The organism is Pseudomonas sp. dw_612, assembly GCF_018449725.1.
GTDB lineage: Bacteria > Pseudomonadota > Gammaproteobacteria > Pseudomonadales > Pseudomonadaceae > Aquipseudomonas.
On record NZ_JAAVVC010000021.1, the window covers coordinates 53,331 to 63,671 of the forward strand.

At 58.3% G+C, this 10,341-nt stretch carries 19 protein-coding genes; all 19 read right to left on the reverse strand.

Annotated features, from left to right (window positions below; genetic code table 11):
• Positions 1-60: 60 nt before the first annotated feature.
• The 19 genes from HB680_RS25600 to HB680_RS25685 all read right to left on the reverse strand — a co-directional run bounded on the left by HB680_RS25600 (position 61) and on the right by HB680_RS25685 (position 10,308).
• A complete protein-coding gene (locus tag HB680_RS25600; RefSeq protein ID WP_213941195.1) occupies positions 61-351 on the reverse strand; it encodes a hypothetical protein in 291 nt (96 codons plus the stop codon).
• Entirely contained in the window at positions 338-2,623 is a 2,286-nt protein-coding gene (locus HB680_RS25605; RefSeq protein WP_213941196.1) for a hypothetical protein, read from the reverse strand. The genes HB680_RS25600 and HB680_RS25605 overlap by 14 nt, the downstream gene beginning before the upstream one ends.
• Positions 2,624-2,632: 9 nt before the next feature.
• Positions 2,633-3,892: a PBSX family phage terminase large subunit gene (locus HB680_RS25610; RefSeq protein WP_213941197.1), complete on the reverse strand. Its 1,260-nt coding sequence runs from the start codon at positions 3,890-3,892 to the stop codon at positions 2,633-2,635.
• Entirely contained in the window at positions 3,882-4,406 is a 525-nt protein-coding gene (locus tag HB680_RS25615; protein ID WP_213941198.1) for a hypothetical protein, read from the reverse strand. The genes HB680_RS25610 and HB680_RS25615 overlap by 11 nt, the downstream gene beginning before the upstream one ends.
• A gap of 15 nt (positions 4,407-4,421) precedes the next feature.
• Complete coding sequence (locus HB680_RS25620; RefSeq protein WP_213941199.1) at positions 4,422-4,580, reverse strand: hypothetical protein; 159 nt, start codon at positions 4,578-4,580, stop codon at positions 4,422-4,424.
• Positions 4,581-4,636: 56 nt separating this feature from the next.
• Entirely contained in the window at positions 4,637-4,897 is a 261-nt protein-coding gene (locus HB680_RS25625) for a hypothetical protein (protein ID WP_213941200.1), read from the reverse strand.
• Between the two features lies 1 nt (position 4,898).
• Positions 4,899-5,213 carry a peptidase M48, Ste24p gene (locus tag HB680_RS25630; RefSeq protein ID WP_213941201.1) on the reverse strand — a complete coding sequence of 105 codons (315 nt, stop codon included), beginning with the start codon at positions 5,211-5,213 and terminating at the stop codon, positions 4,899-4,901.
• Positions 5,214-5,614: 401 nt separating this feature from the next.
• A complete protein-coding gene (locus HB680_RS25635; RefSeq protein WP_213941202.1) occupies positions 5,615-5,788 on the reverse strand; it encodes a hypothetical protein in 174 nt (57 codons plus the stop codon).
• Complete coding sequence (locus tag HB680_RS25640) at positions 5,785-6,144, reverse strand: antiterminator Q family protein (RefSeq protein ID WP_213941203.1); 360 nt, start codon at positions 6,142-6,144, stop codon at positions 5,785-5,787. The genes HB680_RS25635 and HB680_RS25640 overlap by 4 nt, the downstream gene beginning before the upstream one ends.
• A complete protein-coding gene (locus tag HB680_RS25645) occupies positions 6,141-6,413 on the reverse strand; it encodes a hypothetical protein (RefSeq protein ID WP_213941204.1) in 273 nt (90 codons plus the stop codon). Before HB680_RS25645 ends, HB680_RS25640 begins: the two co-directional genes overlap by 4 nt.
• 244 nt (positions 6,414-6,657) lie before the next feature.
• Positions 6,658-6,861, reverse strand: coding sequence for a hypothetical protein (locus HB680_RS25650; protein WP_213941205.1), 204 nt, complete (start codon positions 6,859-6,861; stop codon positions 6,658-6,660).
• Positions 6,858-7,112, reverse strand: a complete 255-nt coding sequence (locus HB680_RS25655) for a hypothetical protein (protein WP_213941206.1) — start codon at positions 7,110-7,112, stop codon at positions 6,858-6,860. Before HB680_RS25655 ends, HB680_RS25650 begins: the two co-directional genes overlap by 4 nt.
• The gene (locus HB680_RS32930) at positions 7,109-7,234 is read right to left on the reverse strand and encodes a hypothetical protein (RefSeq protein ID WP_256735623.1); all 126 of its coding nucleotides are present in this window, start codon (positions 7,232-7,234) and stop codon (positions 7,109-7,111) included. The genes HB680_RS25655 and HB680_RS32930 overlap by 4 nt, the downstream gene beginning before the upstream one ends.
• Positions 7,231-7,818 carry a recombination protein NinG gene (locus tag HB680_RS25660; protein ID WP_213941207.1) on the reverse strand — a complete coding sequence of 196 codons (588 nt, stop codon included), beginning with the start codon at positions 7,816-7,818 and terminating at the stop codon, positions 7,231-7,233. Before HB680_RS25660 ends, HB680_RS32930 begins: the two co-directional genes overlap by 4 nt.
• Positions 7,815-8,036: a hypothetical protein gene (locus HB680_RS25665; RefSeq protein ID WP_213941208.1), complete on the reverse strand. Its 222-nt coding sequence runs from the start codon at positions 8,034-8,036 to the stop codon at positions 7,815-7,817. Before HB680_RS25665 ends, HB680_RS25660 begins: the two co-directional genes overlap by 4 nt.
• The gene (locus tag HB680_RS25670) at positions 8,033-8,500 is read right to left on the reverse strand and encodes a recombination protein NinB (RefSeq protein ID WP_213941209.1); all 468 of its coding nucleotides are present in this window, start codon (positions 8,498-8,500) and stop codon (positions 8,033-8,035) included. Before HB680_RS25670 ends, HB680_RS25665 begins: the two co-directional genes overlap by 4 nt.
• Entirely contained in the window at positions 8,497-8,715 is a 219-nt protein-coding gene (locus HB680_RS25675; RefSeq protein ID WP_213941210.1) for a TraR/DksA C4-type zinc finger protein, read from the reverse strand. Before HB680_RS25675 ends, HB680_RS25670 begins: the two co-directional genes overlap by 4 nt.
• Positions 8,715-9,524, reverse strand: coding sequence for an ATP-binding protein (locus HB680_RS25680; RefSeq protein ID WP_213941211.1), 810 nt, complete (start codon positions 9,522-9,524; stop codon positions 8,715-8,717). Before HB680_RS25680 ends, HB680_RS25675 begins: the two co-directional genes overlap by 1 nt.
• Entirely contained in the window at positions 9,514-10,308 is a 795-nt protein-coding gene (locus HB680_RS25685; protein ID WP_213941212.1) for a helix-turn-helix domain-containing protein, read from the reverse strand. The genes HB680_RS25680 and HB680_RS25685 overlap by 11 nt, the downstream gene beginning before the upstream one ends.
• Positions 10,309-10,341: the final 33 nt, after the last annotated feature.

The following is a 10,341-nucleotide window of genomic DNA, read 5'->3' on the forward strand; positions in this document are numbered from 1 at the left end:
TGATTGTCCCCTATGGGATTCATTTGCGAATGATTACGGATTGGCCAGTGAGGTAGGCCCTCAGAACCGCAAGATCTCTTTGGCGCGGTCCGCGAGTGTTTTCCTGTGCTGCAACTCCAGATCCGCTAACTGGCCCGTCTCCAGGCTCTGCGTGATCTTGGCTTTCAGCTTGTTCAGCAGCTGGAGCGACAGGTAAATCTTCTCCCGACCCTCCGCGTCTCTTGCCGGTGAGGTTCGCCATGCTTCGGTCAACTCCTGCTCATACCCTTCGAATGCCCAGATGAACGCCTCGTTTTCGAGGCACTCGCGGGCTCTGTTGCCTTCATAGATCCGCTCTTCAAGCGTTGCCATCGGTCGCCCCTGGCTGTTCGAATTCCTGTGCCGACTTCATCTGCGCGGCGTTCAGCGTGGTTTGCTGGGCAATCTGCGCCACGGCGATCTTGGTTTCGGCGTCGAGTTCAGCCTTCCAGCGATCGAAGTCGAGTTGCATGGCCAGTTGCTGGGTCTTCTGCTCGTCCTTCAGCGCGTCAAGCTGAGCCTGTTGCTGGCTCTGGAGCGTCTTCTGATCGGCCTCGACCTGCTGGCGGTTGGCATCGACCTGAGCCTGCATGCTCATCTTCGCCTGCTCGATCTGAAGCTCATGGTCGCGCTTGGCCTGATCAAGCTGGGCACTGTGCTGAAGCTCCATCTGCTTCATCTGCATGGATGACTGGATCTTGGCTTGCTCGACCTGCATCTGCGCCTGAGCCTTCTGCTGCTCAGGGTCAGGCTTGTCCTGCGGCGGCTGCTTCGACGGATCGGTGAAGAACTTGTCCGCGTTCTTGAACCCGAGCTGCTTGGAGAGCTCGGTAGCCGCGTGATAGATGTTGTCCGGGGTTGCGATGCCAATCTCCAGGCCTTGCGCCTGTACTTGGCCCAGCATGGTCAAGTGCTGAATCTTCTGGTCCTTGTTGCCCATGCCAATGCCGACGTTGATGCACACATCGAACTGGTTGCTCCACTCGCGTGGGTCGATTGGCACCCAGCCACCGGTGAGCTTGACGATCTGTTCTTTCTGCTGGTACTGGCAGACGAGCTTCAGGATCTTCTTGAACAGCTCAGCGAAACCCTCGGCAAAGTTGCGGGCGATCAGGTCGAGGCGCATGTCGGCGCGATTGGTCAGGATATTCATCCCGCCGTACGTGTCAGTCAGGCCAGCCCTATCATTGCCTTGGCTGTAGCGCGTCCAGCCGGTCTTGTTCTCCAAGTCCTGCTGCATGTACTCCATCATCTGCATGGAGTTGCCAATGTCTGGTGCGCCCTGATCGAGACGGCCGGCAGCGCCGATCTGCTTGACCCTCACAACTCCACCTGGGCGCGAGGTCAGCAGGTCATCAAGGTTGACCTGCCCTTCCACGGCGAAATAGCGGCCATTGACGGCCAGATACATGTTGTCGAGCTGGGAGCGAAGGATGCTGGTCTTGGTCTTTTGGCTCTCCATGGCCAGATCAGCAATGGAGAGGCCGAAGAACTGGTGAGGCAGCGGAACGGGCGTGATCGAGATGAACGCCACGCCGTCGTCTTCCTCGTTGTCCAGAAGCACATTGCCGGCCATCGTGACCTTGCGCCGCTCAGCAATGCCGTCGCCGTCATAATCACAGCGCACATAGGATTCAACGACCCAGATCAGGTCCTGGCTCTTGTCGCCATCACCGTTGTCGTCGGCGTAGGCGTTCTCGTCGTTGTAGCTCAGGCGCTGGATGCGCTCGGAGTTCACAGCCTGATCGCCATCTTGCGAGGTGAGGTCATCCACGTTTTTGTAGCCCATGGACTTCAGTTCAGACCGCGAGTACTGCACACGCTGCCCAACAAAGCTGGACGATTCGATGTCCTTGGCATTGCGCGCAATCAGGAACTCTTCGGGCGGCACGTTCTCGATGCACACCTTACCTTCGGTCTTGGTGCGCTTGCAGACGACGTCGTAAACCAGCTTGGGTGGCTGCGCCTGGATCATCTGAATCTGCTGCATGACCTGAGGCGCGGACTGCGGTTGCGCCTGGGCTTGCTGTGCCAGTTGGGCTATCGCCTGCTGACGCTGCTCCTGGTCATCCTCGTCTACAGACGTGGACTGTTCTGTTACTTCAACCTCATCGTCTTCCAGAAGCTGGGTAAGCTCGACTTCAGACAGGCCGCGGTATTCCTCTCGGGTTTCTTCGCTGCGCTTGTCCCACCAGACTTTGATGATGCCGTTCTTCTGGAGCAGCGCGTCCTTCATCCACGTGTAAGCGATGCGGTGGCCGTTGTTCTTCTTGGTGAACAGGTAGTTGCAGTATTCGGTAGCCTGCTCAGCCTTCATCTCGTCGCCGGGCTTGGTGGCTTCCATTTCGGCCACAGTGTCGGAGCCCATAAACGTGACCATCAGCTGCGGCATCATGGATTCAATGGTGTCGCGCACGTCGGTAGAGACCACAGACGACCGACCCTCTACCTCAGGCGGCGACAAGTCACCCACGGGCAGGCCAAGGTAGTAGTACATCGACTTCTGGCGCGCCTGGCTCAGCTTGGACGACGAATACCCAAGCGACTGGCGCATCTCGGCCTCAACCAAGGCCTTAAGTTCGTCCTCGGTCAGACCCTTAGTCATTTCATGCCCTTATGCGTTGTTTGTTTTCGGATAGTTGAGCTTGCCACCCCACTCATTGTTGCTGAGCTGGTCGGTGACGATGGACAGGTAGCGCATCACGTCAGCGCCGTGGCTGTATTCGTCATGCAGTGGTGCGCCTGGCTCGTTGGTCTGCTGATTGATCTGCCGGCGGTAGCGCTTGAGGCACTCCACCAGCCGCGCCGTGCGATCACGGTTGAAGTAGACCCGAGGGAAGACTTCGCGGACGCGATTGATACCTGTCTCGACGTGCATGTTCGGCACTGGGAGGACCGACCACCCGAGCTGACCCATCACCTCGGCATCAGACTTGCCACTCTGGTGGCGCTTGGCGTAGCCGTCGTGGGGCAGGTAGACATGCCCCCAGTTGATCGGCTGGCCATCCAGCATCAAGCCCTTGAGCTCAGCGCTGTACTCGGCCAGCGTGCGCTGATGGCCTTCGATGTAGTGGATCAAGCGGATCTCGCCGGCCACCTTCTGCGCCAGGATGATCGTCATTGCGTCATTCCAACCCAGGTCGAAGATGACGTGCGTTTTCAGCAGCCCGTCGTGCGGCACGTTGGCAATGCGCGACTCGGCCTGACTCATCTGCTCGAAGTAGATGGCGCCTTCAACTGCCGGCATGCACTTACCTTCCCAGATGTGGGCGTATTGTTCTGGCTTCATGGTCGCCAAGTCGTGCAAGCGTTCTTGCTCAAGCACATCCGGGAACCACGGGTTATCACTGTGGTTCATCAGGACCGCCACGCAGTCAGGACGTGGCGTCATGACAAAGCGCTTGTGCGTCTCGTCTGATTCGAGCTGTGGGTTGTACGTGACCCAGACCTCGGAGCCAGACTTTCGAATGGTTGGCCCTAACACCTGCCAGCTCTTCTTCACCACAACGTGGGCCTCTTCGACCCAGACGACATCGACGCCCTCGTAGGACTTGATCGAATCGACCGTGTGCTGCTGTATCCCGGCAAAGCTGAACTCTGTGCCGTTCCTGCCCTTGATATAGGCCTGCTGGACGTCGTAGAACGAACCCAACCCCAAGGCCGCGATCTGGTCAGACAGCAGCTTGTGCACCGAATCAGCGATGCTCTTCTGTATCTCGCGAGCGCAAAGGATGCGCATCGGCTTCTGTGCGCCCTGGATCAGCAGCGCACGGGCAAAGCTCCATGACTTGCCGCTACCCCGCCCGCCGTATGCCACCTTGTACCGGTGCGGCTCGAACAGGAACGCGAGCTTGTCGGGGAACTCAATTGCCATTTGGCTTGACGAAGCTGATGGTCAGGCTCTGATCGGTAGCGTTACCGCCTTCACCGTTGTCGTCGCCCAGGTTGTAAGCCTGGCGCTGGCCCTTGATGATCTTTAGCTGGGCATCAACGCCTGCATTCAACGATCGGGCGAAGTCGCCATGTGTCTTCTCATCAATATCCGCCTCGGCGAGGAACGCGCTCAGTCGCGTGGCAATCCCACTCCACACCGCCCAGCTGTGGCGGTGGAAGAGGACAAGAGCGGCAGCTTGATCAGATGCTTCGTCGATTATCTGCGCATTGGTAACCGCTTCAGATTTACCAAACGCCGTGGTTACCGAAGTGGTTACCTTGCGTTGAGTCGCGGCTCTGACCTGCTCCGTCAGATCTCGCTCCCACCCGTGTTTCTTGGCCCGCTTGAGGATCGTTGCGTGGTTTGCACCATGCAGCTCACCAATGGCACGGATCGAAAGAGAACCAGCCCGGTAGGCACGTTCAATGGCCTCCCAGTCGGGTTTAACTGTCATGTTGGAATCCTTCAGTTATTCGATCTCGCGGTAGCGCGTGACTTGCTTGGCCTGGGCGCGGATGACGTCTTGATCCACCTCAAGGCCAGCCATGTAGGCGAATGCGTAGACGGCCCGGACGTAGGTTCTGAACCACCAAGGCAGATAGGCGCGAACCTTGATGGTCTTGGCCATGGGTCACCTGCAATGAAGTGCTGATATTCCGTGTGTTCTTGGGTGATTCGCGCAATCTATTGCGAGGCGGTGCAGATATGCCCGCGCCGCGAGATGGCGTAGAGGATGATCGCGCCGTGCAGCGCCATCGTGAAAGGACTGCCAGGGTGGCCCTTGATGTTGAAGATGAACGAGCCAAACGCTGCGATGGCCATCACGTACAGGACTACCGCTAGGATGGGGTCATCCATAGGCCTGATGCGGCGCAGGTATTCAGCAGCAGCGATCACCACCAGCACGCAAAGGAACGCGTCGAGGACCTGAAGGATGGTTTGCATGTCATGCACCTCCTGTGGCGCCGAACTTCCCAGCCAGAGCCTTGAGGCCCGGGATGATGTTCATGGCCAACAGGCCAATCAGGAAGGCAACGCCGTATTGTCCGTCACCCTCAGCATTGAGCTTGAAGAACCCAATGGCCAATGGCGTGCAGAAGATGGCGGATGTGAAGCCGGTGAAGAAGGCCAGAGCAGCCTGTTTGCGGGTCAAGCCTTGCAGAAACATCAGTGAGGCCAATGCTCCGGCAAACCCACCAATGACAACGCCGTACTTCGCGAGCAGGACGCCGACGGCTGTAGTGCTCGCGGGTTCGGCCATGGTGTGACTCCAGGGAATAAAAAAGGCCGGTGTGAGCGGCCAAACGCTGGGGAGCGCGGCGGAATTAGAAACGAGTGTCTTTGACGCGACGCGAGGATTTGAACGGGAGAATAAACTCGCGCCCAGCCACCCAAAGGCGGAACAACCAGCGAGAGCTGCCTTGCGGGCTGCATTTCATAGACAAGTCGTTGAAGGCCCAAAACGAAAAGGTCATCCAGCGGCCGCCTTCGTTGAAGTGGAGCGCTAACCGGTCGTAGCGACTGTTGATGCGAGCCTTAAGCATTTTCCACCTCGTGGATTGCGGACATAAAAAAGCCCCGCACTGTGGCGAGGCTTGGGATGAGTCTTTCGAAGCGGTAAAACCGCATCTTTGGGCAATGTGCCAGAAAAAAGTTAACACGTCAATCTGCTTGACCTTTCCCAGCCCAAAATATCCAAACAGGGACAGCCAAGAAAATTAAAATGACGGATACCAGTGCAGCTATACCATCGCCAAGCCCGGCATATATATTCACTGCGCTGCACAAAAGAACAATCGATAGATAGACGACGACAAATTTCCAATAATAGGTCATGCCGCCTCCCTCATCTCAAGACACCCATCGATGTAGGCGTGCCCGGCGATAATGAACTCGCGCACTTTGAGCCGGGTTTCGCCAACCTGCTTGCCGACTTCGGCCATGGTCATGTCCATGCCCCGATAGTACACGGTAATGCACTGCGCCATCTTGGGCCAGCGCCGGGCCATGACTGCCACCATGCGGTCGATCATCATGGCCTCTTCGTCGGTGATGTCGGCGCCTGGCAGTCCGCCCGTCTGCTCCACGTTATCCCGCATCAGGACATAGGACGGCGACGTGCAGCGCGGCACACCAACCTGCTGACGGCTCCAGCGACCCCAGTGGGTCAAAAGATCTTCGGCGTCCCTCATAAGGCCCCCACTTTCAACATGTCGGAATTGATCGTCAGACGCCCTACCTCGCCGTACAGCTTGTGGTAGGTGATGACCTTGGCGTCACGGCCGCTTATCCATCCGCCACGGCTTGCGTAGGCATCAGGTGCCGCCAGGGTGCGGTGCTGCTCGACGAGCATCAGGTTGTTTTCCTTGATGTCGACGTGGTGCAGGTGGCCCAGGTGCGCGTAGCTGTGCTGGGTGCGACCGAAGACGTCGCGGAACTTGGCCACGAAGACGTCAGCCACTGCCGTCGGCTTCTTCTTGTGCCCGTGGTGGAAGAACAGACTGGTCTGGCCGTGCTCGACGCAATAGTAAGGATCAGGGCTGCGCGCTCTTTCCAGCCCGTCCAGCAGCCATGCATGTAGCTAAATTCGTTGTAGTCGCCATCACCGCGCATAGACTGAATCTCCTCGGATGACAGATGAGCACCTGTGTCGCGCAGGAATTTTTGAGCAAACCACCGCTCGAAGCTTTGTCGGACAAATTCGCTCATGCTGCCTTCCCCCGTGTCGATTCAAAATGTTCGATGCATACCGCCTTGGCGCCCTTTTCGTGATCGCCCGAGTACAAAATCTTCGAGGCAGGCGCTGGAGTACGTGCGATGAAGACAACCCCCTCCTTCACCCTGTACCGGCTCACCAGATAGCCTTCATCGGATGAGAGGCAGTTCTTGCTGATGCCTTTCCAGTTCATGGCCGATCCTCAATGCTTCTGGCGTGGGCGATCAGGTGTGCACGCAGCTCTTCCTTGGTGAGGCCTTGCGGCAATTCATAAAACGGACCTTTCAGGGCCTCTTTCATCCGATCAAGGTCGAAGTTGACGCAGCACTCATCAAACTCAGGACGACGGGTTATACGCAGCCCGGCAAGCCACTCCTTAGGCCATCTAGCCATGGCGGCACGGGCCTTTTGGATTTGCTTGAACATCGATGACGACTTCTTCATTTCCCACCCCGCGCAATCTGGTCCTTGCGCAGGACGTGGCGAATCGCGGCGCTAAGACCTCCACCCAGAACGAGGTAGAAGGCAATCCACACATTGATCAGGACTTCGCTTGGGATGTTCATGCGGCTTGCCTCTTGAGTTCACGGGTCTTGGCGCGGTATTCGGCGGTGATGGCTTTCAGGTCTTCGATGGTGTAGCGCTTCGGTTCACTGGGCCCTAATAGGGCCTCGACTGCTTCCAGGCCGATGCGGCGCTCAAGCTCCGGCAGGAAGCCGAGGATGTTTCCGCTCAGATGGTTGTTGCAGATAGAGCAGGCCTTGTGCACGTTGAGCGGGTTAAACCGGTGCTCTGGCGATGACCCGACGCTGCGGAAGTGAGAGGCGTGCCATTGACCTACCCAGGTCGCGGGCTTGTCGCAGCTCACACAGCCCAGAGCGGCGTCACGCAAGCGCACCCAGGAATTGAAACTCGCTTGAGCCTCACGCATGTACTGCCCCTTCGGCTTAACGCGCTCCTTGTCCGCTCTCAGCTCCTTGCGGCCTACATCGGCAAGGGCCTTGCGAGTCTTCTCATGGTTCTTAGGCGCATCCAGAATCGCGCAGGCAACGCTGCACACAGCCTGACCGAGACGCGCAGGCACAAATGAGGCCCCGCAGGATTCGACGCGACACTTTTTGGCGCGGGGTGGTTTCGACTGGAGGCTCATGCTGCCACCTCGAACATATCCGGCTGCCCACGCTGCATATCGAGATAGGTCTGCGCCCGTCGGTGCGCCATGTTTCTGCGGAAAGCTCCGCGCTCCAGGCGTCGATCAGCCGATCCGGCACAGTTGTAGCGCATGAAGGAAAGACTTGAGCGAGCGCGGTCCGACCAGTACTGGTGGTTCGCTTTCGGGCACAGGCTGATTTCTTCGAGAGTGGTCATGCTGCCGCCTCCCAAGTCTCTGGCATCTGCCCTTTGGGCTCGCTCCAGGCGACGCCCTTCTCGGCACCGAAGACGTACATGCACTCGATCACGTCGCCCAGTTCGGCCACTGTCATGCGCTTGGTGCTCTCCCCCAGCATGACCACTCCGCCGTTGATGCCCTGAGCCATGCGGATCTCTTGGCGGGCTGCAGCGGTCATCAGCGACTTCCAGTCCTCGCTGTCGAGCTTCTGCATGATGCCGTTGACCGGCCATTCAACCTGACGCGAGATGTCGCCCAGCATTGCCCACAGCTTGGCGTTCTGCTCCAGGGTGCGACGGGACTTCACGGGGCGGACGATGATCTCGACGGCGCCGAGGGCCGACAGGTCGAAGGCAAACAAGTAGGCCAGCTTGAAAACGTCGCGGATTCGGCTGGAGCCGGCAGCCCAGAAGTGGCGAGGCGTGTGGATAACGTTACTCATAATCTCCGCACTCCACTTTTCACCAGCGCCACCCGCTCAGCACAGCCCACGCACAGCTTCACGCCCTGGACCGCGTTGCGACGGCCTTCAGGAATGTCCTCACCGCACTCTTCGCATTCAGTGGCGCTGATGCCGGTGTAACGGGGGATGTTCGACAGTGAATGCTCTAGGGTCTGCTCGATCACGCCGTCAGCCAGGTCTACGATGTCGGCCATCAGAAGCCCTCCTTGCCGCGTTGTGATTCCCAGTCGAACTTCACCGCAATGCCGCCGCCTTCGCGCAGACGATCAACGCAGCGATCACCGAGCGCGCCGGACAACTCTTCTGCCTTCAGGTTGGAGACGATGATGGTCGGGCGCTGCTGCTCATAGCGGCCGTTGATGACGGCGAACAGGGTGGACAGTTCGAAGTCGCTCGGCTTTTCCTTGGTAGCGCCGATTTCGTCGAGGATCAGCAGTGACGGCCTGATCATGCTGGCGAAGATCTGGCTCTCGCTCATGTCGCTGGAGTTGTCGTAGGTGCCGCGTATCGACTGGAGCAGGCCTCCGACGGTGCGGTACACCGCCGTAGCGTTGCTCGTGCTCATGATCTGATTGGCGATCGATACAGCCAGATGGGTTTTCCCTGTGCCTGGCTTGCCCAGCAACAGCAGGCAGCGCCCAGACTCAAAGATCTCTGGGAACACGTCGGCATATTTGCGGCAGATGCGCAGCGCTTCCTTCTGCTCGGCCGTATTCGCCACGTAGGCATCAAAGGTCTTGCCAGTGAAGCGCTTAGGGATCAGCGCGGCGCCAAGCTTTTCAGCCATGCGAATCCGCGCTTCCAGGGCTTCACGCTCCTGCTTACGCGCTTCATCTTCTTCTTGGCGGATACGGCTGCACTCAGGGCAGCCAGTCTTGAACTCCTTGCCGAAGATTACATTGATCTTTTGGCTGAACGGGCCGTGGTCTTCGCACATTGCGGGCTGCGCGTGCGGCTCAGCAACGACAGCCGTTGGCATCGCGATAACGTTTTCAGAACGCATAAGTGCCATCCTCCCGCTGGGTCAGGCCAGCGGAGTAGTCGCGAGTGTCGAAGCCGGTATGGCGCGATTGGTTTGGAAACGGGTGAACATTGCTGGCCGTCTTGTCGGGGAAGATTCCGGTCCAGCCGTTGGCAATGGAGTTCGAAAGAACGTCATCAGGGGATGAGTGACGCTCCAACATTTTCGCCTGCTGCTCACAACTCTTGGCGGTCAGCGGCTTGCGGATTTCCTTGCGGTGCTGGCACCAATCTACCCATGCGGTATCACTGACGTTTGCCGGCTTGGCAGTCAGCGGATCGAACTTTCCGGACTTCACCGGAGCGGCAGCGACCTGCTCTTTCGGTTCATTGATGGTTATAGGATGGTTATAGGATGGATTGGGCGCAGCTGGTGCACCCCGTTCGGTCGTGAGCTGCACCCCGTTCGGTCGTGAGCTGCACCCCGTTGTGTCTTCATTTGCACCCCGTGCCTTACCGGGTGCAGGAGATGCACCCCGCTCAACGCACAGGTCATACACAATCGGACGGCGGTCATTACGGTCAATGTAGGCTGCCGCGATAACCTGATTGCCAAGACGGATCGCGCCAACTTCAAGCAAGTAATCCAGCTTGTAGCGAACGGTGCGAATGGAAAGCCCTGTGTCGGCACTCAGGCTGTTTGCCGAAGGGAAGGCAGCCTTCCCATTTTTGTCGGCGTAGTTGGCCAGGCACAGCAGAACGTGACGCGCTGTAGCGTCAATAATATCGTTCTGTTCAAGCGCCCAACTCATGGATTGAACGCTCATTCTCTGTACCCCTTGACGCTGAAATTACGGTAG

Excerpts from the sequence above, each read along its gene's own strand:
- HB680_RS25630 (WP_213941201.1), bottom strand. The coding sequence starts at position 5,213 with ATGGCCGAACCCGCGAGCACTACAGCCGTCGGCGTCCTGCTCGCGAAG.
- HB680_RS25605 (WP_213941196.1), bottom strand. The coding sequence starts at position 2,623 with ATGACTAAGGGTCTGACCGAGGACGAACTTAAGGCCTTGGTTGAGGCC.
- HB680_RS25615 (WP_213941198.1), bottom strand. The coding sequence starts at position 4,406 with ATGACAGTTAAACCCGACTGGGAGGCCATTGAACGTGCCTACCGGGCT.
- HB680_RS25670 (WP_213941209.1), bottom strand. The coding sequence starts at position 8,500 with ATGAGTAACGTTATCCACACGCCTCGCCACTTCTGGGCTGCCGGCTCC.
- HB680_RS25625 (WP_213941200.1), bottom strand. The coding sequence starts at position 4,897 with ATGCAAACCATCCTTCAGGTCCTCGACGCGTTCCTTTGCGTGCTGGTG.
- HB680_RS25680 (WP_213941211.1), bottom strand. The coding sequence starts at position 9,524 with ATGCGTTCTGAAAACGTTATCGCGATGCCAACGGCTGTCGTTGCTGAG.
- HB680_RS25660 (WP_213941207.1), bottom strand. The coding sequence starts at position 7,818 with ATGAGCCTCCAGTCGAAACCACCCCGCGCCAAAAAGTGTCGCGTCGAA.
- HB680_RS25640 (WP_213941203.1), bottom strand. The coding sequence starts at position 6,144 with ATGAGGGACGCCGAAGATCTTTTGACCCACTGGGGTCGCTGGAGCCGT.
- HB680_RS25635 (WP_213941202.1), bottom strand. The coding sequence starts at position 5,788 with ATGACCTATTATTGGAAATTTGTCGTCGTCTATCTATCGATTGTTCTT.
- HB680_RS32930 (WP_256735623.1), bottom strand. The coding sequence starts at position 7,234 with ATGAACATCCCAAGCGAAGTCCTGATCAATGTGTGGATTGCCTTCTAC.
- HB680_RS25650 (WP_213941205.1), bottom strand. The coding sequence starts at position 6,861 with ATGAACTGGAAAGGCATCAGCAAGAACTGCCTCTCATCCGATGAAGGC.
- HB680_RS25610 (WP_213941197.1), bottom strand. The coding sequence starts at position 3,892 with ATGGCAATTGAGTTCCCCGACAAGCTCGCGTTCCTGTTCGAGCCGCAC.
- HB680_RS25620 (WP_213941199.1), bottom strand. The coding sequence starts at position 4,580 with ATGGCCAAGACCATCAAGGTTCGCGCCTATCTGCCTTGGTGGTTCAGA.
- HB680_RS25600 (WP_213941195.1), bottom strand. The coding sequence starts at position 351 with ATGGCAACGCTTGAAGAGCGGATCTATGAAGGCAACAGAGCCCGCGAG.
- HB680_RS25665 (WP_213941208.1), bottom strand. The coding sequence starts at position 8,036 with ATGACCACTCTCGAAGAAATCAGCCTGTGCCCGAAAGCGAACCACCAG.
- HB680_RS25685 (WP_213941212.1), bottom strand. The coding sequence starts at position 10,308 with ATGAGCGTTCAATCCATGAGTTGGGCGCTTGAACAGAACGATATTATT.
- HB680_RS25655 (WP_213941206.1), bottom strand. The coding sequence starts at position 7,112 with ATGAAGAAGTCGTCATCGATGTTCAAGCAAATCCAAAAGGCCCGTGCC.
- HB680_RS25675 (WP_213941210.1), bottom strand. The coding sequence starts at position 8,715 with ATGGCCGACATCGTAGACCTGGCTGACGGCGTGATCGAGCAGACCCTA.